We start from the raw sequence: 24,786 nt of genomic DNA, 5'->3' as shown, positions 1-24,786 counted from the left end.
CACTTTACGGCAAATCTGAGGCTTGGAAAAAACAACGCTTTATTCCATCCTGCACTAAGTCAGGCATAAGCCGCGATGACGGAGTGGGTATCGTCGCCTACCCTCAAAGCAGCCAGCACCTGGCGCAAATCAAAAAAGGAATATTAAAGTTATTTTTTAGTATTTCCCGGCCTAATCAGCCAACCCTATAGTCGCCACCTCACTACCTAGACAACAAGCGCGGGGCTCTGACATGTCGAAATTCGCCAAACCGCTACTCAACGCCAGCCTGGCCCTCCTGCTGGGTGCCGGCCTGCTCAGCCAGGCTTTCGCCGGCGAGCAATTGAAGACCATCCAGGAAAAAGGCGTCATCAACGTCGGCCTCGAGGGCACCTACCCGCCATTCAGCTTCCAGGACGAAAACGGCAAACTGACCGGCTTCGAAGTGGAGCTGTCTGAGCTGCTGGCCAAGGAGCTGGGGGTCAAGGCCAAGATCCAGCCGACCAAGTGGGACGGCATCCTCGCCGCGCTGGAATCCAAACGCCTGGATGTAGTGGTCAATCAGGTGACCATTTCCGAAGAGCGCAAGAAAAAGTACGACTTCTCCGAGCCCTACACTGTCTCCGGCATCCAGGCACTGATCCTGAAGAAGAAAGCCGAGCAGCTGAACATCAAGGGCGCACAGGACCTGGCCGGCAAAAAGGTCGGCGTAGGCCTTGGCACCAACTACGAACAGTGGGTGAAAAAGGACGTGCCGCAAGCCGATGTGCGCACCTATGAAGACGACCCAAGCAAGTTCGCTGACCTGCGCAACGGCCGTATCGACGCCATCCTGATCGACCGCCTGGCGGCGCTGGAATACGCGCAAAAAGCCAAGGACACCCAACTTGCTGGCGATGCCTTCTCGCGCCTGGAAAGCGGCGTGGCCCTGCGCAAAGGTGAGCCGGAACTGTTGGCAGCTATCAACAAGGCCATCGACAAGCTAAAAGCTGACGGCACGCTGGCCAAGCTGTCCGAGAAGTACTTCGGTGCCGATGTCACCAAATGATCGCTGAAAGCCTGCAACTCGTTGTCGATTCCGCGCCCTTCCTGCTGAAGGGCGCGGGTTATACGGTGCTGCTCAGTGTCGGCGGCATGTTCTTCGGTCTGGTGCTGGGCTTTGCCCTGGCGCTGATGCGGCTGTCGAAGATTCTGCCGCTGAACTGGCTGGCGCGGGTCTACGTGTCGTTCTTCCGCGGCACGCCGCTGCTGGTGCAGCTGTTCGTCATCTATTTCGGCATGCCGCAAATCGGCATCGAGCTCGACCCAATCCCCGCTTCGCTGATCGGCCTGTCGCTGAACATGGCGGCCTACATCTGCGAGATCCTGCGCGCAGCCATTTCCTCGATCGACCGGGGCCAGTGGGAAGCAGCCGCCAGCATCGGCATGACCCGCGTGCAAGCCATGCGCCGGGCGATCCTGCCACAGGCCTTGCGCACCGCGCTGCCACCGCTGGGCAACAGCTTCATCTCGCTGGTAAAGGACACTGCCCTGGCGGCAACCATCCAGGTGCCCGAGCTGTTCCGCCAAGCCCAGCTGATTACTGCGCGCACGTTCGAAGTGTTCACCATGTACGTGGCGGTCGCGGTCATCTACTGGGTGCTGTGCAGCATCCTTGCGCACTTCCAGAACCGCATGGAAGCGCGGGTCAACCAGCATGACCAGGAGCATTGAGCATGATTGAAGTCAAAGGCCTGACCAAGCGGTTCAAGGGCCAGACCGTGCTCAACGGTATCGACCTGACCGTGCAGCCCGGTGAAGTGGTGGCCATCATCGGCCCCAGTGGCTCGGGCAAAACCACCTTCTTGCGCTGCCTTAACCTGCTGGAAACCCCCGATGCCGGGCAGATCCAGATCGGCGCCATCAGCATCGATGCCAACCGCCCTTTGGGCGGGCAGCAGGGTGCGATTCGCCGTTTGCGCCAGCAAGCCGGGTTCGTGTTCCAGAACTTCAACCTGTTCCCCCATCGCACTGCCCTGGAGAACGTGATCGAGGGGCCGGTGATCGTCAAGAAGACGCCTCGCGAACAGGCCATTGAGCTTGGCCGGCGCCTGCTGGCCAAAGTCGGCCTGGCGGGCAAGGAAGACGCCTACCCACGGCGCCTGTCCGGCGGCCAGCAGCAACGCGTGGCCATCGCCCGCGCCCTGGCCATGGAACCAGAGGTAATCCTGTTCGACGAACCGACCTCGGCGCTGGACCCGGAGCTGGTCGGTGAAGTATTGGCGACCATCCGCGGCCTGGCCGAGGAAAAGCGCACCATGATCATCGTCACCCACGAGATGAGCTTTGCCCGGGACGTGGCGAACCGGGTGATCTTCTTCGACAAGGGCGTGATCGTGGAGCAGGGCGAAGCCAAGGCGCTGTTCGCGGCGCCGAAGGAAGAACGTACCCGGCAGTTCTTGCGCAAGTTCCTCGGGACTGCGGCCTCCGAGTAAACCTGTTCCGGCCCTTTCGCGGGTAAACCCGCTCCTACAGCGAATGCACAGATCTTGAGGCATGTGTAGGAGCGGGTTTACCCGCGAAGAGGCCAGCACGCCCTTAACAAATCCCCCCCCTTCTATAAATATTCCAAAAAGTTAGTTCATAAAATTTTTATAAATCATTAGGGTATATAAACCGGACCACCGGACCAGCACACATCTGTCGCGATCAGCTGTAGCGACATAACTATTTTGTGAGGTCAGGAATGGTCAGGATCACAATCACCCCAGTGCGTAACGCCAGGGCATTGAGTGCAGCCAAGGAGCGGCACTGATGCCCAGCCAAGCCAACACCCAATTCCATAGCGATCTGGACAGCTCGCCCCCGCTGCTGCCGGCCAAGGTACTGCGCAACGACGCCGAAGCCCTGCAAGCGGCCCGCGAACTGGCCGAGGTCGCCCGTGAGCAAGCTGCCCGGCGCGACCAGCAACGCAAACTGCCCTGGGCCGAAATCGAGCTGTTTACCCGCAGCGGTCTGGGCAGCATCAGCGTACCCAAGGCCTACGGTGGCCCCGACGTATCGTTCGCAACCGTCGCCGAAGTGTTCCGCCTGATCAGCGCCGCCGACCCCGCCCTGGGGCAGATCCCGCAGAACCAGTTCGGCATGCTGCAACTGCTGCGCCTGACGGCCAGCGAGGCGCAGCAAGCGCGGATCTTTCGCAGCGTGCTCGACGGCTGGCGCATCGGCAATGCCGGGCCTGAGCGTGGCACCAGGGATACCCTCACCCTCAAGGCCCGAATCACGCGCGCCGGCGACAGCTACCGCATAAGTGGCGAGAAGTTCTACTCCACCGGTGCCTTGTTCGCCCATTGGGTGGCGGTAAAAGCCCTCGACGACGAAGGCCGCCAGCGCCTGGCATTCGTGCGCCGGGGCAGCCCGGGGTTGCGCATTGTCGATGACTGGTCCGGGTTCGGCCAGCGCACCACCGCCAGCGGTACCGTGCTGCTGGACCAGGTGCCGGTGGACGCGGAACTGGTAATCGACAACTGGCGCCAGCGCGATATCCCCAACATTCAGGGCGCCGCTTCGCAGCTGATCCAGGCGGCGATCGACGCTGGCATCGCCGAAGCAGCTATCGATGATGCGATCACCTTCGTGCGCGAAAAGTCCCGGCCGTGGATTGAAGCCAACGTCGACCGTGCCAGTGACGACCCTTATGTAATTGCCGACATCGGCCGCCTGAAACTCGAGCTGCACGCCGCCGAAGCGCTGCTGCGCAAAGCCGCTCGGGTACTCGACGAGGTCAATGCTGCGCCTATCGACGCAGCCAGTGCGGCACGTGCCTCGATTGCGGTGGCCGAGGCCAAGGTGCTGACTACCGAAATTGCCCTGCAGGCCAGCGAAAAGCTGTTCGAGCTGGCCGGCAGCCGCGCCACCCTTGCCGAGTTCAACCTCGACCGCCACTGGCGAAACGCTCGGGTGCACACCCTGCACGACCCGGTGCGCTGGAAGTACCACGCGGTGGGCGCTTACCACCTTAACGGCACCCTGCCTGCACGGCATTCCTGGATCTGATTTGCTGCCTTTGGGGCTGCTGCGCAGCCCTTCGCGGGCTTGCCCGCTCCCACAGGATTGCCACCGCCTGAACGGGCATCACTTCACCTGTGGGAGCGGGTAAGCCCGCGAAGGGCCACAAAGCGGCCCCCGGAGAACTCCATGACAATCGCTATCATCACCAGCGACGCCCAAGCCCTGGCCGTCGCCGAAGACATCGCCCAGCAACTGCGCCGCGACAGCGCCTTGCGCGACCGCGAGCGCCGCCTGCCGCTGGCCGAACTCGAGCTGTTCACCCGCTCCGGCCTGTGGGCCATCAGCGTGCCCAAAGCCTTCGGCGGTGCCGGCGTATCCAACGTCACCCTGGCCAAGGTCATCGCCCGTATCGCGCAGGCCGACGGTTCGCTCGGGCAGATTCCGCAGAATCATTTCTACGGTCTGGAAGTGCTGCGGGTAAACGGCAGCCCCGAACAGCAACAGCGCCTGTACACCGAGGTACTGGCCGGCCGCCGTTTCGGCAATGCCCTGGCCGAGCTGGGCACCAAGACCGCCCACGAGCGCACCACCCGTCTGAGCCGTGACGGCGACGGTTTCCGCATCAACGGGCGCAAGTTCTATTCCACAGGCGCCATCTATGCCCAACGCATTCCAACCTCGGTCGTGGATGAACAAGGCATACAACAGTTGGCCTTCGTCCCGGCCGACAGCCAAGGGCTGCAGGTGATCGACGACTGGAGCGGCTTCGGCCAGCGCACCACCGGCAGCGGTTCGGTGGTGTTCGATAACGTGTACGTCAGCGCAGCCGACGTGGTGCCGTTCCAAAGCGCCTTCGAGCGCCCTACCCCGGTCGGCCCGCTGGCGCAGATCCTCCATGCCGCCATCGACACCGGTATTGCCCGCGCCGCCTATGAAGACGCCCTGCACTTCGTGCGCACCCGCAGCCGTCCGTGGGTCGACTCCGGCCAGGACAAGGCCACGGATGACCCGCTGACGCTGAAAAGCTTCGGCCATCTGGCGATCCGCTTGCATGCGGCCGAAGCCCTGCTGGAGCGCGCAGGCGAATACCTCGACCGCGCCCGCGACGACAGCACTGCCGACAACGTGGCCGCCGCCTCCATTGCCGTGGCCGAAGCACGCGCCATCAGCACCGAAATTTCCCTCACCGCCGGTACCACCCTGTTCGAACTGGGCGGCAGCCAGGCAACATTGGCCGAACACAACCTCGACCGCCACTGGCGCAACGCTCGCGTGCACACCCTGCACGACCCGGTGCGCTGGAAGTACCACGCCATCGGCAACTACTACCTCAACGATGCCAACCCGCCACGCCGGGGGACCATCTGATGGCCAAGCAGATTCTGCTCAATGCCTTCAACATGAACTGCATCGGGCACATCAACCACGGTCTGTGGACCCACCCACGGGACACTTCAACCCAGTACAAGACCCTGGACTACTGGACCAACCTGGCACGCCTGCTGGAGCGCGGCCTGTTCGACGGGCTTTTCATTGCCGACATCGTCGGCACCTACGACATCTACGGCAAGTCTCTGGACGTCACCCTCAAGGAGTCGATCCAGCTGCCAGTCAACGACCCGCTGCTGCTGGTCTCCGCCATGGCTGCGGTCACCCGTCACCTGGGTTTTGGCCTTACCGCCAACCTCACCTACGAGGCGCCGTACCTGTTCGCCCGGCGACTTTCCACACTCGACCACCTGAGCAATGGCCGGGTGGGCTGGAACATTGTCACCGGCTACCTCGACAGCGCTGCCCGGGCCATGGGCCTGGCGCAGCAACCGGCGCATGATCGCCGCTACGACCAGGCCGATGAATACCTGCAGGTGTTGTACAAGCTGCTGGAAGGCAGTTGGGCCGATGACGCAGTGGTCGCCGACCGCGAGCATCGCGTCTATGCCACGCCCGACAAGGTGCGCAAGGTTCAGCACCAGGGCGAGTTCTACAAGGTCGAAGGCTACCACCTGTGCGAGCCCTCACCCCAGCGCACCCCGGTGCTGTTCCAGGCTGGCAGCTCTGCGCGTGGCTTGGCCTTCGCCGGCAACCATGCCGAATGCGTGTTCATCAGTGGCCAAGACAAGGCAGCCACCCGTGCCCAGGTCGACAAGGTTCGCGCGGCCACCCAGGTCGCCGGCCGCGACCCGCAGGCAGTCAAAGTGTTCATGGGCATCACGGTGATCGTCGCGGCCACCGAGCAACTGGCCCAGGCCAAACACGCCGAGTACCTGCGCCACGCCAGCGCCGAAGCGGGCGTCGCGCACTTCGCCGCGTCCACTGGCATCGACTTCGCCGCCTATGAACTGGACCAACCCATTGCCTTCAGCCAGGGCAACGCCATCCAGTCAGCCACGCGCCAGTTGCAAGACAACGCCTGGACCCGCCGGCGCCTGTTGCAGCAACACGCCCTGGGCGGCCGCTACGTAACCCTGGTCGGCGCGCCTGAACAGGTGGCCGAGCAGTTGATCGCGTGGATCGATGAAACCGGCCTGGACGGTTTCAACCTGACCCGCACCGTCACCCCGGAGAGCTTCGAGGACTTCGTCGAGCTGGTCATCCCGCAACTTCAGCTGCGTGGCCGCTACAAGACGGCCTACACCGAAGGCACCCTGCGCGAAAAACTGTTCCAGGCCGACCACCCGCACTTACCCGCCGACCATCCTGGCTCGGCTTACCGCTTTACCCCTGCCCCGACTGGAGCCCTGCACCATGATTGAGAAACTGTTCCGGCCCGTCGCGGCCATTGCCATCACCCTCGGCCTGTGCGCCGGTGCCCTTGCTGCCGAGCCGTTGAAGATCGGCACCACCTCGGCCTTTGCCATTCCGCTGGAAGCCGCGGTGGAAGAAGCCCACAAGCGAGGCCTGGAAGTGAAGCTGATCGAGTTCAGCGACTGGATTGCGCCCAATGTCAGCCTCAACAGCGGCGACATCGACGTGAACTACTTCCAGCACATCCCGTTCCTGGAAAACGCCAAGGCTGCTGCAGGCTTCAACCTTGTGCCTTACGCCCCGGGCATCATCAACAACGTTGGCCTGTACTCGAAAAAGTACAAAAGCTTTGCCGAGCTGCCTGAAGGCGCCAGCGTGGCCATCGCCAACGACCCGATCAACAGCGGCCGTGGCCTGCTGCTGCTGGCCAAGGCCGGGTTGATCACCCTGAAGCCCGGCGTGGGCTACAAGGCCACCGAGGATGACATCCTCGCCAACCCTAAAAAGCTGAAGATCCTTCAGGTCGAGGCGGTGCAACTGGTACGCGCCTACGACGACGCCGACCTGGTGCAGGGTTACCCGGCCTACATCCGCCTGGCCAACACCTTCGATGCCACCTCGGCGTTGCTGTTCGATGGGCTGGAAAACAAGGAATACGTGATCCAGTTCGTCATTCGCCCGCAAAGCAAGGACGACCCACGCCTGGCCCAGTTCGTCGACATCTACCAGCATTCGCCAGTGGTGCGCGCTGCGTTGAACAAAGCTCACGGCAAGCTCTACCAAGCCGGCTGGGAAGGCTGACATGAGCCAGGCCAGCGCGCTCAGGGCGCCTACACCCCAAGCACTGCCGCCTATAGCCAAGGAACAGGCCCTGCGCCCCGAGGTCAATGAAGCCCACGTGCGCTTCATCGGCCTGGGCAAGACCTACCCGGACCAGGCGCAACCGGCCTTGCAAGGCATTGACTTGAACATCCGCCATGGCGAGATCTTCGGCATCATCGGCCGCAGCGGCGCCGGTAAGTCATCACTGCTGCGCACCATCAACCGCCTGGAGCAACCCAGCCAGGGCCGCGTATTGATCGACCAGGTGGATATCGCGCCTTTCAATGAGGACCAGCTTGTGGCCCTGCGCCGGCGCATCGGCATGATCTTCCAGCACTTCAACCTGATGTCGGCCAAGACCGTGTGGCAGAACGTCGAGTTGCCGTTGAAAGTCGCCGGCGTGGCAAAAGCCGAACGCCAGCGCAAGGTGCGCGAATTGCTGGAACTGGTCGGCCTGCAGGAAAAACATCACGTGTACCCGGCGCAACTGTCCGGCGGGCAGAAACAGCGCGTGGGCATTGCCCGGGCACTGGTGCACACCCCCGAGATCCTGCTGTGCGACGAGGCCACCTCGGCGCTGGACCCGGAAACCACCGCCTCGATCCTGGAGCTGCTGCGCGATATCAACCAGCGCCTGGGGCTGACCATCGTGCTGATCACCCACGAAATGGCGGTGATTCGCGACATCTGCCACCGGGTTGTGGTGCTGGAACGCGGCGCAGTGGTCGAGCAGGGCGAGGTCTGGCGGGTGTTTGGTTCACCTCGTCACGAGGTTACCCGCACCCTGCTCGCCCCTTTGCAGGCCAAGCTACCCGCCGCACTGCAAGCCAGCCTCCAGGCCCACCCGGCGAGCGGCAACAGCGCCGTAGTGCTGAAACTGACGGTGCTTGGCGAGCCAGAGCTGTCTGCCCTGTTCAACGACCTGGGCGGGCGTGTGCGTCTGCTGCAGGGCGGCGTGGAAACCATCGGCGAACATGCCTTGGGGCAACTCATCCTCTCGGTGCAACACTCGCCGCACGACACCCATCAATTGCTGGAACGTGCCCGCCGTTGGGCCGAAGACGTGGAGGTATTGGGCCATGTGGTTTGATCGCCTGCTGGAAGGCTTGCTTGATACGCTGCTGATGGTTGGGGTTTCGTCACTGATCGCCCTGCTGGTGGGTGTACCCATGGCGGTGCTGCTGGTGACCAGCGACAAGGGTGGGATCTTCGAGGCGCGGCTGCTGAACCGGGTGCTGGGCGCCTTCGTCAACCTGTTCCGCTCGATTCCGTTTCTGATCCTGATGGTTGCGCTGATTCCTTTCACCCGCCTGGTGGTGGGTACCACTTATGGTGTGTGGGCGGCAGTGGTGCCGCTGACCATTGCCGCCACACCGTTCTTTGCGCGGATTGCCGAGGTCAGCCTGCGTGAGGTCGACCATGGTCTGGTGGAAGCCGCACAGGCCATGGGCTGCCGGCGCTGGCACATCGTCTGGCATGTACTGTTGCCCGAGGCGCTGCCGGGGATCGTCGGGGGCTTCACCATTACCTTGGTGACCTTGATCAACTCGTCGGCGATGGCCGGGGCGATTGGTGCCGGCGGGCTGGGGGATATCGCCTATCGGTATGGCTACCAGCGTTTCGACAGCCAGATCATGCTGACCGTGATCGCCATGCTGGTAGCGTTAGTGGCGTTGATCCAGCTGGGCGGGGACCGCCTGGCGAAGGGTTTGAACAAGCGTTGAAATCTGAGGGCTGCTTTGCAGCCCGGTCTCAATCCCAGCGAAGATCCGCAGCCGGCACTGGCCGCCCGAACCAGTACCCTTGCCCCAACTGGCACTCCTCCTGCAACAGGAAGCTGGCCTGTTCCGCCTGCTCGATGCCCTCGGCATGCACCTGCATACCCATGCTACGGGCCAAGGCGATGATCACCCGCACAATGGCGATGTCGTCTTCATCCACTGGCAACCCAGCCACAAACCCTTGGTCGATTTTCAGTTTCTGCACCGGCAAACGCTTGAGCCGCAGCAGTGACGAATACCCCGTGCCAAAGTCGTCGATGGCCAGGGTCACCCCCAGTTCGCGCAAGCGGTGCAGTTGCTCCAGCGCCACCTCAGGGTCTTCCATCACCGCGCTTTCGGTCACTTCCAGCTCCAGCAAGGCCGGGGCCAGGCCGGTGTCGTGCAGCACTTCGGCTACCTGCCGATACAGCTCATGCTGGCCAAACAGGCGACTGGAGATGTTCACCCCAACAAATGCCAGCTGCCGGCCTTCAGCCTGCCACTGCACCATTTGCCGACAGGCCTGTTGCAGCACCCAGGTATCGATCTCGGCAATCAGGCCGGTGCGTTCGGCAATCGGGATGAACTCACTCGGCGGTACCAGGCCGCGCCCGGGGTGCTGCCAGCGCACCAACGCCTCGACCCCGACCTGCCGGCCCGTCGCCAAGTCGTGTACCGGCTGAAAGTACACCCGCAGTTCATCCTGCTCCAGGGCCCAACGCAATTCGGCGGCGGTCTCGACCCGATGCTGGGCGTGGGCGGTCAGCTCTTCGGTGTACAGCGCATAACAGGCCCGACCGTTGCTTTTGGCCTTGTACAACGCCGAGTCGGCATTGCGCAGCAACTGCTCGGCACTCAAGGCATCGCTGGGGAACAGGCTGATTCCGACGCTGGCGCTGATGAACAGACGATTGCCCTCGAACTGAAACGGCTCACGCATGCGCTCGATGATGCATTGCGCCAGCTTGCCCGCCTGGCCAACCTGCTGGCAGTTTTCGGCCAGCACGCCGAACTCGTCGCCGCCCAGACGCGCCAGGGTCATGCCGTTACCCAACACCTCTCCCAGACGCTCACCTACCAGCTTCAGCAACTGGTCGCCAATGGTATGGCCCAGGCCGTCGTTTATGCTCTGGAAATGATCCAGGTCCAGCAGCAACAGGGCGCAACCGCGCTTGTTGGCCTGCGCCGCCGCCAATGCCTGCTCCACCCGGTCGGTAAACAGCAGGCGGTTAGGCAGGCCGGTCAGCGGGTCGTGGTGGGCGAGGTAGGCAAGCTCTTGTTCCGAATGCTTGATGGCGCTGATGTCACTGAACACCGCCACGTAATGGCTGAGCTCACCTTCGTCATCACGAATGGCGCAAATGGTCTGCCACTGCGGGTAGATTTCCCCGCTTTTGCGCCGGTTCCAGATTTCACCACTCCACTCGCCCTTCTCGGCCAGGGTGGCAAAAATTTCCTGGTAGAAGGCCAGGCCATGGCGGCCCGACTTGAACTTGCTCGGGCGATGGCCGATGACCTCATCCTGCTGGTAGCCGGTGATGCGCATGAAGGCACGATTGACGTGCACGATCAGGCCTTGGCGGTCGGTCACCAGCACGCCCTCGAGGGTACTGTCGAACACCGCGGCAGCCATGCGCAGCCGTTCACGGTCTTCGCAACGCAAACGCGCGCCATGGCCGATGAAATTGAGCAGGCGCACACGCGACACGTAGATCAGCACGGCACTGAGCAGCACCCAGACCACCACGTTGATCTGCCGCCCCACAGTCAATGCCAAGGGGTCGTCAGTCATGCTGTGCAGCATCACCTCTGCCAGCGCAAGCCAGAGGATCGAGAGCACCACATACAGCGCAGCCATGCGCAAGGCGTCGCGAACGGAAACAGACATGTCGGGTGGGAAAGGCCATCAAAAAGGAGCGGGCATTATAAAGGCTGAAACATGTCGTGACCTCCTATCTCAACGGTTGACTGGTTTTATTTCCCCGCCAAGGGATAATCAGCCCTTCCCCCTGCATTTCGAGGGTATTTGCACCTATGTGGTATAACGGCCTGCTCGACCTGTCGGCCTGGCAACTGGTCGGCATCACTCTGTTGATGACCCACGTGACCATTGTCAGCGTCACGGTCTACCTGCATCGCTACTCCGCGCACCGGGCCCTGGAGCTCAACGGCGCGCTCAAGCACTTCTTCCGCTTCTGGCTGTGGCTGACCACGGCGCAGAACACCCGTGAGTGGACCGCCGTCCACCGCAAGCACCACGCCAAGTGCGAAACCCCCGACGACCCGCACAGCCCGGTGTACAAGGGCCTGGGCACGGTGCTGCGCAAAGGTGCCGAGCTGTACCGTGAAGAGGCACGCAACCCCGAAACCCTGCGCATCTATGGCAAGAACTGCCCGGATGACTGGATTGAGCGCAACCTGTACTCGCGTTACAAACTGGGCGGCATCGCACTGATGGCGGTGATCGATCTGCTGCTGTTCGGCACCCTGGGCATCACCATCTGGGCGGTGCAGATGATGTGGATTCCGTTCTGGGCCGCCGGTGTGGTCAACGGCCTGGGCCATGCCCTGGGCTATCGCAACTTCGAATGCCGCGACGCCGCCACCAACCTGGTGCCCTGGGGCATCATCATCGGCGGTGAAGAACTGCACAATAACCACCACACCTACCCCAACTCGGCCAAGCTCTCGGTCAAACGCTGGGAGTTCGACATGGGCTGGGCGTGGATCCGCTTGTTCTGCCTGCTGCGTCTGGCCAAGGTGCAGCGCGTGGCGCCCATCGCCCACCGGGTAGCCGGCAAGGCCAGCCTGGACATGGACACCGCCATGGCCATCCTCAACAACCGCTTCCAGATCATGGCCCAGTACCGCAAGCTGGTGATCGGCCCGCTGGTGAAACAGGAACTGGCCCGTGTCGACGCCTCGGTGCGTCACCGCTTCCGCCGTGCCAAACGGCTGCTCTCGCGCGAAACCAGCCTGCTGGAAGACCGCCACCACGTGCGCATCGAGTCCATGCTCGCGCACAGCCAGGCACTGAAAACCATCTACGAAAAACGCCTGGCCCTGCAGCAGATCTGGGCGCGCACCAGTGCCAACGGCCACGACATGCTGGCTGCCATGAAAGACTGGGTACACGAGGCCGAAACCAGCGGCATCCAGGCACTGCGCGACTTCGCAGCACAACTCAAGACTTACTCGCTGCGCCCGACCGGCGCCTGACCGCCGTTGATCGGCACGCCCCGCAACGGGGCGTGCCGTTCGGAACTTCGCCCCCGCCTCTCCACTCGAATCCGGAATATCGCCTGCGTGGCGGGCCGGATGTTGGCCGCACGCTTTCACGTTGAGACCTGCTCCGTGCACATGGCCAAGAACATTCCAACGATTTTCCCCGGCACCCCTCCTCCCGAAGCTGCCCAGACTTTACTGGCGTTGCTCCACGCCCAAGGTGAGGTTGCCCGCCTGAGTGAGCGTGATCAGCTGTTCAGCTCGTTGCTCGACAGCGTCAACGCAGTGCTTTGGGCCTTCGACTGGGAAACCCGTCAGGTGCTGTACGTGAGCCCAGCCTACGAGCGCATCTTCGGCCGCCCGGTCAGCCTGGTGCTGGCTGACTACAACGAATGGCGTGACAGTATCTACCCCGACGACCTCGAGTTCGCCGAGCGTAGCCTGGCCCAGGTACTGCTCAAGGGGGCGGTGGAAGACCGCGAGTACCGCATCCTCAATGCCGATGGGCAACTGCGCTGGCTGAGCGACAAGTGCTACATCAACCAGCAGCACGATGGCGACCGGGTAATCATTGTCGGTATCGCCGAAGACATCACCGAGAAGAAGCAGCTTGAAGGCGAACTGCAGCGCCTGGCCACCACCGACGTGCTGACCCAGAGCAGTAACCGCAGGCACTTTTTCGAATGTGCCCAGCAAGCCTTCGACAGTGCACGCGAGGACGGTACACCGCTGGCTTTCCTGCTGTTGGATATCGACGACTTCAAACGCATCAATGACAGCTATGGCCACCAGGAAGGCGACCAGGTGCTGCAACACATCGCCGACAGCGGCAAGGCCGTGCTACGCCGGGGCGACCTGTTCGGACGCATTGGCGGCGAAGAATTTGCGGCGGTGTTTCCGGGCTGCAACGCCCAGGTCGCGGAGCAGATTGCCGAGCGCTTGCAACGGCAGATTCAGCACTTGAGCTTCAGCCATGGCCAGCAGACGTACGGGGTGACGGTGAGCCAGGGGCTGACCGAGCTGACCGATGAGGATGTGGCGCTGGACAGCCTGTATGCGCGGGCCGATGCGGCAATGTACCAAGCCAAGCGGCAGGGCAAGAACCAGATAGTCCGCGGCTGATCAGGCGGCAAGGGCACCGGCTTTGGCCGGTATTCGCGGGCCCGGCGCCACACCTGTGGCAGCGGGCAAGCCCGCGAAGGGCCGCAATGCGGCCCCCGAATCTCAGCTGGAAACCTCGGCCCCAGCCACCGGCGGTTCTTCCTGCGGTTTTACTTCCGGGTTCTCCTCTTTGCGCAACCGCCTCAGCTCCGGCAGGCCAAGCTTGAGCAGGCGCGCCGTCTTGCCGCTGGCCACCTTCTCCAGCCCCTGCCCAGCCGGCAGCCGCGACAACTGCCCAGCCAGGTTCATGGCCAGGATCTCCCGCGAGTAAACGCCACCGCCCAACTGGTAGATCGCAGCGATCAACTCGCGCAGTGCCAGCGGCAAACGCCAGCGAGTACGCAGCGCCGAGCCGAACGCCGCACCAAACTCTTCCAGCGATTGCTGCACATTGCGCTCGTCCAGGTCTCCCCCGGCCAACCGCCACTCTTGCAGGCAGCGCAACACCGCCAGGTCGCCCAGGCAATGCAGCAAGCCCGCGCAATAACAACGGCCCTCGTCCAGTTCGAGCATGCGCGCCAAGGTGCGGCCATATTCGGCAGTGTGCAGTGACAGGTCCCAGTAACGGGCGGCGTGCTCTGCCAACAGTGGGTCGCTGAGGCGTGCGCTGCGCTTGAGGGTCATGCCCAGGATCAGGTTCATGCTTTGGGTACTGCCAAGCTTGTTCAGGGCCTGCAGCAACGTCTGCACCGGGGCTTCACGGTGCAATGCCGCACTATTGGCGGCAGCGATCAGCACCGCCGTCACCTGCGGGTCGTTACGCACCTCCTCTTCGAGCACCCTGAGGTTCAGGCCCTGAGGGTTTAGCGCTCGATTGATCGCTACCTGCACATCGGCCAGCAGCGGCCCGCCATCGGCGGTAGCGCGGCGCTGCTCAAGGTAGGCTGGCAGGCTGGCTCCCGCCTGCAACGCCGGTACCGGGCAGGCAATCTCCTCGCCAACAGCCAGCAGCAACTCTTGCAGGCGCTTGCGCAGGTTATCCAGGTTCAGTGGCTTGCTCAGGTAAGCCGTGGGGTGCAGGGGCAGCGCTTCGCGCACACTGGCGCTGTCATTGCGGTTACTCATGAGAATGAACGGCACCCCTGGCCCTTTGGCGCGCACCTTGCGCAGCAGGTCGAGGCCGTCGACACCGGCCAGCTCGCGGGCAGCGATGATCAGGTCCGGCTTGCTGGACAGGGCACTGAGCGCCTGCGCGCCGTCAGCGCATACCTGCAGGCGGGCGTCACAGCGCACGCTGAGCAGCATCTCGCTGAGCATGTCCCGTACCCAAGGATCGCCTTCTACAATCAGTACGCTTGGTGGGGTGGGGGCTGCAGCGCTCATCACCAACTACTCCTGAATACCCTGACACACAGTCCGTCGCAGCTTCCAAAGCCAATCCTCCGATAACCATAGCGCCACATGGCTTATCTGGGCATAAAAAAACCCGCCGAGGCGGGTTTTTTCTGAAGCGCGTCACATCAGGCGATTTCAGCGAAGCACTCTTCGATGATGGCCAGGCCTTTGTCCAGCAGCGCGTCTTCGGCGGTCAGCGGAACCAGAATACGCAGGACGTTGCCGTAGGTGCCGCAAGACAGCAGGATCAGACCCTTTTCACGAGCCTTGGCGACAACCTGGCCAACAGCAGCAGCGTTCGGGGTGTGAGTGCCTTTCTCGAAGACTTCGACGGCAATCATCGAGCCCAGACCACGGACGTCGCCGATGATCGGGTACTTCTTCTGGATTTCGCGCAGGCCGGCGGTCAGGCGCTCACCCACAGCCTTGCTGCGGTCCAGCAGTTTTTCTTCTTCGAACACTTCGATCACGGCCAGGGCTGCGGCGCAAGCGATCGGCGAACCCGCGTAGGTACCGCCCAGGCCGCCAGGCGCGATGGCGTCCATGTATTCGGCCTTGCCGCACACACCGGCCAGCGGGAAGCCGCCAGCGATGGATTTGGCGAAGGTGGTCAGGTCAGGCGCAACGCCCATCTGTTCCATGGCGAAGAAGGTGCCGGTACGGCCAGCGCCAGTTTGTACTTCGTCGGCGATCAGCAGGATGCCGTGCTGGTCGCACAGGGCGCGCAGGCGTTTCATCAGCTCTTTCGGCGCTGGCAGGAAGCCGCCTTCGCCTTGTACTGGCTCGAGGATGATCGCGGCGATGTCGCGCGGCTCGGCGTCGTTCTTGAAGATGCGCTCGACCGAGGCGATGGCGTCGTCAACGCTGATACCGTGCAGTTCGCTCGGGAACAGGGCGCGGAAGATGCCGCCTGGCATCAGGCCCATGCCAGCGGAGTACGGCACGACCTTGCCGGTCAGGCCCAGGGTCATCATGGTACGGCCGTGATAACCGCCGGTGAAGGCGATGACGCCAGCGCGGCCAGTGGCAGCACGGGCGATCTTGACGGCGTTTTCAACGGCTTCGGAGCCGGTGGTGACCAGCAGGGTCTTCTTGTCGAATTCGCCTGGGACCAGCTTGTTGATCTTTTCGCACAGCTCTACGTAGGGCTCGTAAGCCAGCACCTGGAAGCAGGTGTGGCTGACCTTGGTCAGCTGCTCTTGCACGGCTGCAACCACTTTCGGGTGCAGGTGGCCGGTGTTCAGTACTGCGATGCCGCCGGCGAAGTCGATCAGTTCGCGGCCTTCAACGTCGATCACGGTCGAGTTCTTCGCGGTGTCGACGAAGATCGGGTGGATCTGGCCGACGCCACGTGGGACGGCAGCTACACGACGTTGCATCAAGGATTCGTTGGTTTTGCTCATAATGCCCTCATTGCGCCGACAGGAATGGCGCTTTTATTCGGGGGCGGCTGGGAGTGCTCGCGAACAGTATTCGTTGATCGACTGTCGTGAACGCCCTGGCCACCAGGTACTGCAATGTAAAAAAGGCCAGCGAGACGTCGCTCTCGCGCCCCGCTGGCAGAGGTAAAGCCTTTACCGTGCTATCAGACGCTGATGCACAGGTATTTGATTTCGAGGTAGTCCTCGATACCGTACTTGGAACCTTCGCGGCCCAGGCCCGAAGCCTTGATACCACCGAACGGCGCCACTTCGTTGGAGATCAGGCCGGTGTTGATACCCACCATGCCGTACTCCAGGGCTTCGGCGACACGGAACACACGGCTCATGTCACGGGCGTAGAAGTACGAGGCCAAGCCGAACTCGGTGTCGTTGGACATGGCGATGACTTCGGCTTCGTCTTTGAAGCGGAACAGCGGCGCCAGTGGGCCGAACGTCTCTTCCTTGGCGACAGCAGCGGTCTTCGGTACGTCAACCAGGATGGTCGGCTCGAAGAAGTTGCCTTCGATCAGCTTGCCACCGGACAGCACTTTGGCGCCTTTGCTGACGGCGTCCTCGATGTGCTCCTGGACCTTGGCGACAGCCTTGCCGTCGATCAGCGGGCCAGTGGTGGTGCCTTCTTCCAGGCCGTTACCGATCTTCAGCTTGGCAACTGCAGCGGCCAGCTTCTGGGCGAACGCGTCGTAGACGCCGTCCTGCACGTAGATACGGTTGGCGCAGACGCAGGTCTGGCCGTTGTTACGGTACTTGGAGATGATCGCGCCCTCGACCGCCTTGTCCAGGTCGGCGTCGTCGAACACGATGAACGGGGCGTTGCCACCCAGCTCCAGGGAAACCTTCTTGATGTCCTTGGCGCATTCTTCCATCAGCTGGCGACCGATTTCGGTCGAGCCGGTGAAGGACAGCTTGCGTACCAGGGAGTTGCCGGTCAGTTCGCCGCCAACTTCGCCGGCGCTGCCGGTAACCACACTCAGCACGCCAGCCGGGATGCCGGCACGGTGGGCCAGCTCGACCAGGGCCAGAGCGGAGTATGGGGTTTGCGAAGCCGGCTTGAGGACCATGGTGCAGCCAGCGGCCAGGGCCGGGCCGGCTTTACGGGTGATCATGGCGGCCGGGAAGTTCCACGGGGTGATGGCCGCGGTAACGCCGATTGGCTGCTTGATGACAATCAGGCGCTTGTCTGGCTGGTGGCCTGGGATGGTGTCACCGTAGATGCGCTTGGCTTCTTCGGCGAACCACTCGATGAACGAGGCCGCGTAGGCGATTTCGCCCTTGGCTTCGGCCAGTGGCTTGCCCTGTTCGGTGGTCATCAAGCGAGCCAGGTCGTCCTGGTTCTCGATCATCAGTTCGAACCAGCGACGCAGCTTGGCCGAGCGCTCTTTCGCAGTCAGGGCACGCCAGGCCGGCAGGGCCTTGTCGGCGGCTTCGATAGCACGGCGAGTTTCCGCGGTGCCCATCTTCGGCACGGTACCGATGACTTCGCCGGTGGCCGGGTTGGTCACCTTGATGGTCTGGCCGTTGTCCGCATCCAGCCACTCACCATTGATATAGGCTTGCTGGCGGAACAACTGAGCGTCTTTGAGCTGCATGTCGGCTTCCCGAATTGTTGATTGTTGAAAAGCGCCCAAGGCAGGGCATCGAGCGTTTGAAATCTCAAACGAATGCTAAGCGGCTGCTGGGGTGTTGGACAATAGGCTGTTCGAAAAAAAGAACGAATGGTTGAACAGCCCATCTGAAATCGCCCGCAGAATGGCCGCTAAAGGGTAGACGATGCGGCGGCCGGACTCGGGGCGACGCCAAAAATCGTTTCACTGCTTGTCACGGCCAATGTTCAACACACCCTGATGGTGGGCTGAAACGATGATGCTGTCGCCATCGGCAGCGTAGTCGACGGCATTGACGCGGGTCCAGCTACGGCCGGTTCCACCCTGGCCGACAGTTTGATCGGTATTGTCGTGTATCCGGCCCCGGGGATCTGCACAGACAACACGGTAAAAACAGCTACAGATCAAGGCGATGGACGTCAACGATACAGATGGGTATCATGCGTGCGCGTTGCACTCGTAGCTCAGCTGGATAGAGTACTGCCCTCCGAAGGCAGGGGTCGTGGGTTCGAATCCCGCCGAGTGCGCCATATCAAGAAAGCCCTGGGCCTGAGCCCGGGGCTTTTTCGTTTGTGCGCCATGTCACCTTTCTGGTACTCCCGTGCCACGGGTCATTGATGTTAGCGTGGGCGTCTTCCCGTTCTCCGAACGGGTAACCCATAACAATGATTGGCAAAGGAATGCGCACAACCATGCAGTTGAAAAAACTCACCGCCACCACCCTGCTGCTGGCCGGCATTGGCCTGTTCACCCAGCCTGCCCAAGCCAACCTCACCCAGCAGCAGTCCGCAGCCATCATCAAAGCCTTCGACGGCAGCGACCCAAGCGACTTCAGGCAATTCCTCGGCAAGCTCAAAGGCAGCGACCTGGGCAAGGCCGACAACCTCGAGGCAACCGTCGACGCCTACCTGGCCAACAAGCCATTGGCCGCCGAGCAACAAGACGAGATCAACCGCCTGCTCGGCCTGTATACCCGCATCAAGTATGGCAAAGCCGCTACCGAAACCCTGCGTGAACTGGTAGCCATCCCCACCTTCAACGTCGAGGGTACACCGCAGTACGAAAACCCTGAATTCCTCAAGATCGCCGACAAGATCAAGGCCTTGGCCGAGCGCTTCGGCCTGGCCTTCCGCAACATCGACAACCGGGTGTACGAGATCTCGCTGGGCAGCGGGAAGGAAGTGATCGGTATCCATGCCCACGCTGACGTCGTGCCGGTCAACCCGGACAACTGGAAGCTGGCCGACGGTACGCGCCTGGACCCGTTCAAGGTCACCCTGGTGGGTGACCGCATGTACGGCCGCGGCACCGAAGACGATAAGAACGGCATCGTGGTGGCGATGTACGCGCTGAAAGTGGCCAAGGACGAAAACCTGCCGCTCGCCCGGCAGTTCAAGCTGCTGATCGACACCACCGAAGAAACCAGCGGTGATGCCATCCCCTACTACTTTGAGCGCAACCCTACGCCCGATTACAACCTGGCCCTCGACGGCGGCTACCCCGTAGTGATTGCCGAGAAAGGCTACGGCACGGTCATGGCCAGCTTCACCAAGCGCCCGGCCAGCGGCAAGGGTGCCGAGATCGTCAACCTGACCGGCGGCCTGGCCACCAACCAGATCCCGACAACTTCGGTTGCGACCCTGATTTCTGACAACCCGGCACAGCTGGTCAAGCACCTGCAGCAAGCCGGTGCCAGATATGTGAAGCAGCATGGAAGCGACTTCAGCATCGACGCCAAGGCCGACGGCAAGCAAGTCTTGCTCACCGTGACCGGTGTTTCCGCACACTCTTCGGAGCCGGAATCCGGCATCAACCCGGTGGCGCGTATGCTCGACTTCATCAATGGCCTCGGCCAGCAGGTGTCGCTCAAGCACAACCACTTTACCGACGCGGCCCGCTACGCCGCCGAAAACTGGGGCCTGGACTACCTGGGCAACACGCTAGGCGTGGCCTTCAAGGACCCGTTCATGGGCCCGCTGACCACCTCGCTGACTTTTGTCGGGGTGGATGACAAAGACTTGAAACTGGCGGTGAATCTGCGCATTCCCAAGGGGAAGCCGATCGCCACGATCAAGGACGAACTGGCCGACAAACTGGGCAAATGGACCCGGCAAAGCAACACCTCGGTGGCGTTCGACTTCAGCCTGGACGAGCCGATGTACCGCAACCCTGAAGGCGAATGGGTAAAGGCCCTGCTCGCTGTGGCCACCGAGAACCTGGGGATGAAGCATGAGTTCGGTACCTCGGCCGGCGCGACTTCGGTGCACGATCTTCCCAACGGTGTGCAATTTGGCCTGGCCATGCCGGACGTGAAGTACACCGGGCACAACGACAACGAGTTCAAGACCGTGGAGCAGTTCATGCTGGACTTGCAGGTGGTGAGCGAAATGGTGGCGCGGATCGGGCAGATGCCGAAGCTTTGATCGGCAGTACCGGCCTTTTCGCGGCTTTAGTCGCGAAAAGGCCGCTACAAGCGAACAGCCATGACGTTTTTCAATCGCCTCCATGCCGTTTCCTGCATTGCCGTGCAGAGCGCCGTACCGGATGCTTTAGTTACACCGAGACAGTGCTTTTTTCACCCGCAGAGGCCCGTATGAAGACCGTCGAACAAATCCTCAAGACCAAGTCCCAGCACCAGACCGTGTACACCATCGGCCCGGATGACTCGGTGCTCGACGCCCTGAAACTGCTGGCGGAGAAAAACATCGGTGCGCTGCCCGTGGTCGAGGGTGGCCAGGTAGTGGGCATCGTCAGTGAGCGGGACTACGCGCGCAAACTGGTCCTCAAGGGCCGCTCTTCCGCCGCTACGCCGGTACGCGAAATCATGAGCGCACCGGTAGTCACTGTGGATCCCAAGCAAAAGCTCGATTTCTGCATGAACCTGATGACCGACCGGCACCTGCGTCACCTGCCGGTGGTCGACAACGGCAGGTTGCTCGGCCTTCTGTCGATCGGCGACCTGGTCAAGGAAACCATTGACGAACAGGCGAGCCTGATCAAGCAAATGGAGCAGTACATCCGCGGCGAATGAAGCGCCTCAATGGTAGGCGCGCTCCAGTTCGTCCAGCTGATGGTCGAAGCTACGCAAGCGCGCCGACCAGGTGTACACCAGCACTTCCAGGTCACGGTTGAGCACTGCCGTATTGCCGTGGCCGCTGTGCGTGGGCTCGCCGAGGTCCAGCTGGTAGCGTTCACGGGCCATCGCCTGTGCCACGCTGGACAGGTCGCGAGCATTGGCCAGCCAGTGGTGATGGCGGTCATGGATTTCGCGGTCGAGCACCCGGCACTGGCGCTTCAGCGCATCCAGGCTCTGCTCCAGCGGAGTGCCCCTGAGCTCGCCCATGACCTCTTCGAAGGTACGCCCCGAATGCCAGTAGCTGCCCCAGAAATAACGGTCGAAAACCGTCTCGACGCGGCGTAGCGCAACCTTGGTGTTCCAGATGGTCAGCAACGTTCGCCCCTGCACCACTTCGCGCTTGTTCAGGCGCAACTGCTGCCAGGCGATCCATGTCAGCGCCACCAGTGCAACCGCTACAGTGACTGCGGCAGCGGCATACAGGAAATGCACGGCCTGGTTCATCTGTTGCGTCTGCCTGATGCCATAGAAGTAACTGGCCGTCAGGGTGCCCAGGATCGTCACGGAACACCAGAAACCTGGTGCGTAGGGATCTTTCATCGCGCTATCCCCTTATTGTTTTCCTGAGCATAGCAACGGCCGATCACTCGTCAGGTGCCGCTCGGCGCTTTATTTTCGGGGGCGGCGCAAGGCTTCGTTGAGTTGATCGAAGGGCACGGCCCAATCGGAATCTTCAATGATGATGTCCTGGAGAAATGCACGCTGTGAGTCGGTCCAGAACGGCGCATCCACCAGCTTTATTTCGTTCTTCAGCGGGGAATGGCTGGTGATGAACTGATCGATACTCTTGGGATCGTCGGGCAAGCCCAACTGCTTGAACAGTTCGGCAAAGGGATGGATCGGCGCTTCCATGGTTCCTCCTTAGCGCCAGGCAAGCCGTCCACGACGCCCGCCTGGCATTGGTTTGAAAACATCAGCACAGCTCGCGCACTTCGGCGTGCGGCACCAGTTTCATGTACTGCTCCATGCTCATGTGAATCAGGTGATCGTGGTCACCCGCCTCCAGGTAGACATCGCCTTGGCGGGTAAGACTCGGGTCGAGCAGCATTTTTATCTGGTAAGCATCGCCAAGGGCCGGCACGGCACCGCGTTCGCAGTCATTGAACAGGCTCGGCAGACCACTTTCACGGGTCAGATGCCAGGCCCCGGACATACGCACCTTGGTCATGTCCAGGTGCCGGTTGGCCGGTAGCACGGCCATGATGTAGTTGCCATGACGGTCATCGAGCATCACCGACTTGGCGACCCGCTCGGCGGGCACGCCGGCCGTTCGGGCCGACTCCAGGCTGGTGGCCGAATGTGGGTGGGGAATGATGTCGTAGTCGCAGTTGGCCTTGTCCAGGCGGGCCTGCAGGGTCTTTGCCATACGCATGATGCACCTCCGGTTTCGCCCCCCAATCTTCAATTTTAGGCCGGGTACGGGTGGGCGGGGCTAAACTTGTGTAATACGCGCAAATGAGGTGACGACAGGTGATCGCCCGCTGCTGGCGTTGGCTGTTGCTGCTGTTGTTGCTTGGCATCACGCCAGGTGGCCAGGCAGCGCCCGGCGCGGTGTGGGTGCTGGGCATTGACGACGCCATCGGCCCGGCCAGCGCCGACTACCTGGTGCGCAGCCTCGGCCAGGCCCAGGCGCAAGGCGCGCAACTGGTGGTTATCCGCATGGATACCCCGGGCGGGCTGGACAGTGCCATGCGCCAGATGATCAAGGCGATTCTCGCCAGCTCCGTACCCGTCGCCAGCTACGTTGCCCCCAGCGGCGCCCGCGCCGCCAGCGCCGGCACCTATATTCTCTACGCCAGCCATATTGCAGCGATGGCGCCCGGGACCAACCTGGGCGCCGCCACGCCGGTGCGGATCGGCGGCGCGCCTGGCACGCCCAGTGACGACAAAGCCAAAGGCGGCGACGATGAAACCCTCGCACGCAAACAGGTCAACGACGCCGCCGCCTACATCCGTGGCCTGGCGCAGATGCGCGGCCGCAACGCCGACTGGGCGGAGAAGGCCGTGCGCGAGGCGGTCAGCCTGTCCGCCAACGAGGCCTTGCGGCTGAACGTGATCGATCAGGTGGCCGATGACCTGCCTGACCTGCTGCGCGAGCTCGACGGCAAAACGCTCCAGGTGGCCGGCCAGCCACGCCAGTTGCAGACCGCAGGCGCCAGCGTGGTCGAGCACCTGCCGGACTGGCGCACACGGGTTCTGGCGGTAATCACCAACCCCAGCGTAGCGCTGATTCTGATCATGATCGGCGTTTACGGCCTGTTGTTCGAATTCATGAACCCCGGCTCTGCGGTGGGCGGTGTGGTCGGTGGTATCTGCCTGCTGCTGGCGCTGTATGCGCTGCAGCTATTGCCGGTGAGTTTTGCCGGGGTGGCGCTGATCCTGCTTGGCATCACCTTCATGATCGCCGAAGCCTTCTTGCCCAGTTTCGGCGTGGTCGGCTTCGGCGGCATCGTTGCCTTTGTGGTCGGCGCGTTGATCCTGATCGACACCGACGCCCCCGGTTTCGGCATCCCGCTGGCCTTGATCGGCACCTTGGCGCTGCTCTCGGCACTCCTGATCGGTGGCGTGCTGGGCATGGCCCTCAAGGCCCGCCGACGGGCACTGGTCAGCGGCGACGCCGGCCTGGTCGGCAGCCTGGTCACCGTCACCCAGGTGATGGCAAGCGACCCCTTCTGTGGTGTTGTGCTGGCTCAGGGCGAGCAATGGCAAGTGCAGTGCGCAACGCCGCTGCAAACTGGCCAGAACGTACGGGTGACCGCGCGCCATGGCGTGATGCTGGAAGTGAGCGCCGCCGCCCCAGCGACGCAAGGAGAATGACCATGTTCATGCAAGTCGGTTTCGGCGCCGTTCTGATTGTGCTGGCCATGCTGGTGCTATCGGCATTTCGCATCCTGCGCGAATACGAGCGCGGCGTGGTGTTCCAGCTGGGGCGCTTCTGGCAGGTCAAAGGGCCGGGGCTGATCCTGTTGATCCCGGTGATCCAGCAAATGGTGCGGGTCGACCTGCGCACAGTGGTACTGGATGTGCCGCCGCAGGATGTGATCACCCGCGACAACGTTTCGGTCAAGGTCAACGCAGTGTTGTACTTTCGCGTGCTCGACCCGCAGAAAGCGATCATTCAGGTTGAGGATTTTCTGGTGGCAACCAGCCAGCTGGCCCAGACGACCCTGCGTGCGGTGCTGGGCAAACACGAGCTGGATGAGCTGCTGGCAGAACGCGAGCAACTGAACCTGGACATCCGCCAGGTGCTGGATGCGCAGACGGATGCCTGGGGCATCAAGGTGGCCAACGTCGAGATCAAGCACGTTGACCTGAACGAGTCGATGGTACGCGCCATCGCCCGCCAGGCCGAGGCCGAGCGCGAACGTCGGGCCAAGGTGATTCATGCCGAGGGTGAACTGCAGGCGTCGGAGAAACTGATGCAAGCCGCACAAATGCTGAGCAAGGAGCCGGGGGCGATGCAGTTGCGCTATATGCAGACGCTGGGGACGATTGCCGGGGACAAGAGCTCGACCATCGTCTTTCCGCTGCCGATAGATCTGCTGAAGGGTTTGGTGGGCAAGGAGAAAGAGTGATGGGCCAATCGCGGG

The 24,786-nt window shown here is 62.4% G+C and carries 23 protein-coding genes and 1 tRNA gene; 16 read left to right on the top strand and 8 right to left on the bottom strand.

What is annotated here, in order from left to right:
* The first annotated feature begins 232 nt into the window (after window positions 1–232).
* From tcyJ to LMH93_RS01230, 9 genes are all read left to right on the top strand, one after another.
* A complete protein-coding gene (gene tcyJ, locus LMH93_RS01270) occupies window positions 233–1,027 on the top strand; it encodes a cystine ABC transporter substrate-binding protein (RefSeq protein WP_003255847.1) in 795 nt (264 codons plus the stop codon).
* Window positions 1,024–1,692, top strand: a complete 669-nt coding sequence (gene tcyL / locus LMH93_RS01265; RefSeq protein ID WP_003255849.1) for a cystine ABC transporter permease — start codon at window positions 1,024–1,026, stop codon at window positions 1,690–1,692. The genes tcyJ and tcyL overlap by 4 nt, the downstream gene beginning before the upstream one ends.
* Window positions 1,693–1,694: 2 nt before the next feature.
* Window positions 1,695–2,453 (top strand): L-cystine ABC transporter ATP-binding protein TcyN, encoded by a 759-nt coding sequence (gene tcyN / locus LMH93_RS01260; protein ID WP_003255850.1) that lies wholly within the window; start codon window positions 1,695–1,697, stop codon window positions 2,451–2,453.
* 319 nt (window positions 2,454–2,772) lie between these two features.
* Entirely contained in the window at window positions 2,773–4,014 is a 1,242-nt protein-coding gene (locus LMH93_RS01255) for an SfnB family sulfur acquisition oxidoreductase (RefSeq protein WP_003255852.1), read from the top strand.
* 141 nt (window positions 4,015–4,155) lie between these two features.
* Window positions 4,156–5,337, top strand: a complete 1,182-nt coding sequence (locus LMH93_RS01250) for an SfnB family sulfur acquisition oxidoreductase (protein ID WP_230064779.1) — start codon at window positions 4,156–4,158, stop codon at window positions 5,335–5,337.
* Entirely contained in the window at window positions 5,337–6,722 is a 1,386-nt protein-coding gene (locus LMH93_RS01245) for an LLM class flavin-dependent oxidoreductase (protein ID WP_230064778.1), read from the top strand. Before LMH93_RS01250 ends, LMH93_RS01245 begins: the two co-directional genes overlap by 1 nt.
* Window positions 6,715–7,515, top strand: coding sequence for a MetQ/NlpA family ABC transporter substrate-binding protein (locus tag LMH93_RS01240; protein ID WP_230064777.1), 801 nt, complete (start codon window positions 6,715–6,717; stop codon window positions 7,513–7,515). The genes LMH93_RS01245 and LMH93_RS01240 overlap by 8 nt, the downstream gene beginning before the upstream one ends.
* 1 nt (window position 7,516) lies before the next feature.
* Window positions 7,517–8,626 (top strand): methionine ABC transporter ATP-binding protein, encoded by a 1,110-nt coding sequence (locus LMH93_RS01235; RefSeq protein WP_102886237.1) that lies wholly within the window; start codon window positions 7,517–7,519, stop codon window positions 8,624–8,626.
* On the top strand, window positions 8,616–9,260 hold the full coding sequence (locus LMH93_RS01230) for a methionine ABC transporter permease (protein WP_003255861.1): 645 nt from the start codon (window positions 8,616–8,618) through the stop codon (window positions 9,258–9,260). The genes LMH93_RS01235 and LMH93_RS01230 overlap by 11 nt, the downstream gene beginning before the upstream one ends.
* 28 nt (window positions 9,261–9,288) lie before the next feature.
* On the opposite strand, the gene dibA is transcribed toward LMH93_RS01230, so the two are convergent.
* The gene (gene dibA / locus LMH93_RS01225; protein ID WP_230064776.1) at window positions 9,289–11,184 is read right to left on the bottom strand and encodes a phosphodiesterase DibA; all 1,896 of its coding nucleotides are present in this window, start codon (window positions 11,182–11,184) and stop codon (window positions 9,289–9,291) included.
* A 146-nt stretch (window positions 11,185–11,330) separates the two neighbouring features.
* On the opposite strand from dibA, the gene desA reads away from it, so the two are divergent.
* Both desA and LMH93_RS01215 read left to right on the top strand, forming a co-directional pair.
* Window positions 11,331–12,515, top strand: coding sequence for a delta-9 fatty acid desaturase DesA (desA, locus tag LMH93_RS01220; RefSeq protein ID WP_003255863.1), 1,185 nt, complete (start codon window positions 11,331–11,333; stop codon window positions 12,513–12,515).
* Window positions 12,516–12,614: 99 nt separating this feature from the next.
* Complete coding sequence (locus tag LMH93_RS01215; protein ID WP_003255864.1) at window positions 12,615–13,643, top strand: GGDEF domain-containing protein; 1,029 nt, start codon at window positions 12,615–12,617, stop codon at window positions 13,641–13,643.
* 102 nt (window positions 13,644–13,745) lie between these two features.
* Here LMH93_RS01215 and LMH93_RS01210 read toward each other — a convergent pair whose 3' ends face one another.
* From LMH93_RS01210 to LMH93_RS01195, 4 genes are all read right to left on the bottom strand, one after another.
* A complete protein-coding gene (locus tag LMH93_RS01210) occupies window positions 13,746–15,005 on the bottom strand; it encodes a response regulator (RefSeq protein WP_003255865.1) in 1,260 nt (419 codons plus the stop codon).
* A 137-nt stretch (window positions 15,006–15,142) separates the two neighbouring features.
* Complete coding sequence (gabT, locus tag LMH93_RS01205; protein WP_230064775.1) at window positions 15,143–16,420, bottom strand: 4-aminobutyrate--2-oxoglutarate transaminase; 1,278 nt, start codon at window positions 16,418–16,420, stop codon at window positions 15,143–15,145.
* A 182-nt stretch (window positions 16,421–16,602) separates the two neighbouring features.
* Window positions 16,603–18,045, bottom strand: coding sequence for an NADP-dependent succinate-semialdehyde dehydrogenase (gene gabD / locus LMH93_RS01200; protein ID WP_003255867.1), 1,443 nt, complete (start codon window positions 18,043–18,045; stop codon window positions 16,603–16,605).
* 219 nt (window positions 18,046–18,264) lie between these two features.
* Window positions 18,265–18,468, bottom strand: coding sequence for an aryl-sulfate sulfotransferase (locus LMH93_RS01195; protein WP_230064774.1), 204 nt, complete (start codon window positions 18,466–18,468; stop codon window positions 18,265–18,267).
* A 45-nt stretch (window positions 18,469–18,513) separates the two neighbouring features.
* Between LMH93_RS01195 and LMH93_RS01190 the strand changes: the two genes are divergently transcribed.
* The 3 genes from LMH93_RS01190 (at window position 18,514) to LMH93_RS01180 (ending at window position 21,091) form a co-directional block, all read left to right on the top strand.
* A tRNA-Arg gene (locus LMH93_RS01190) sits at window positions 18,514–18,590 on the top strand.
* Window positions 18,591–18,752: 162 nt separating this feature from the next.
* Window positions 18,753–20,483, top strand: coding sequence for a dipeptidase (locus LMH93_RS01185; RefSeq protein ID WP_230064773.1), 1,731 nt, complete (start codon window positions 18,753–18,755; stop codon window positions 20,481–20,483).
* Between the two features lie 170 nt (window positions 20,484–20,653).
* Window positions 20,654–21,091, top strand: coding sequence for a CBS domain-containing protein (locus LMH93_RS01180; protein ID WP_003255870.1), 438 nt, complete (start codon window positions 20,654–20,656; stop codon window positions 21,089–21,091).
* A 6-nt stretch (window positions 21,092–21,097) separates the two neighbouring features.
* Here LMH93_RS01180 and LMH93_RS01175 read toward each other — a convergent pair whose 3' ends face one another.
* The 3 genes from LMH93_RS01175 to LMH93_RS01165 all read right to left on the bottom strand — a co-directional run bounded on the left by LMH93_RS01175 (window position 21,098) and on the right by LMH93_RS01165 (window position 22,568).
* Window positions 21,098–21,736: a hypothetical protein gene (locus LMH93_RS01175; RefSeq protein WP_003255871.1), complete on the bottom strand. Its 639-nt coding sequence runs from the start codon at window positions 21,734–21,736 to the stop codon at window positions 21,098–21,100.
* A gap of 69 nt (window positions 21,737–21,805) precedes the next feature.
* A complete protein-coding gene (locus LMH93_RS01170; protein ID WP_003255873.1) occupies window positions 21,806–22,048 on the bottom strand; it encodes a DUF2789 domain-containing protein in 243 nt (80 codons plus the stop codon).
* 61 nt (window positions 22,049–22,109) lie between these two features.
* Window positions 22,110–22,568: an aminoacyl-tRNA deacylase gene (locus LMH93_RS01165; protein WP_003255874.1), complete on the bottom strand. Its 459-nt coding sequence runs from the start codon at window positions 22,566–22,568 to the stop codon at window positions 22,110–22,112.
* A 98-nt stretch (window positions 22,569–22,666) separates the two neighbouring features.
* On the opposite strand from LMH93_RS01165, the gene LMH93_RS01160 reads away from it, so the two are divergent.
* Both LMH93_RS01160 and LMH93_RS01155 read left to right on the top strand, forming a co-directional pair.
* The gene (locus tag LMH93_RS01160; protein WP_003255875.1) at window positions 22,667–24,013 is read left to right on the top strand and encodes an NfeD family protein; all 1,347 of its coding nucleotides are present in this window, start codon (window positions 22,667–22,669) and stop codon (window positions 24,011–24,013) included.
* A gap of 2 nt (window positions 24,014–24,015) precedes the next feature.
* Window positions 24,016–24,771, top strand: coding sequence for a slipin family protein (locus LMH93_RS01155; protein ID WP_003255877.1), 756 nt, complete (start codon window positions 24,016–24,018; stop codon window positions 24,769–24,771).
* Window positions 24,772–24,786 lie beyond the last annotated feature (15 nt).

The sequence above is a fragment of the Pseudomonas sp. CIP-10 genome (genome assembly GCF_020911845.1).
GTDB lineage: Bacteria > Pseudomonadota > Gammaproteobacteria > Pseudomonadales > Pseudomonadaceae > Aquipseudomonas > Aquipseudomonas alloputida.
Note: the sequence above shows the minus strand (reverse complement) of the source record. Positions and strands in the feature narration are given on the sequence as shown.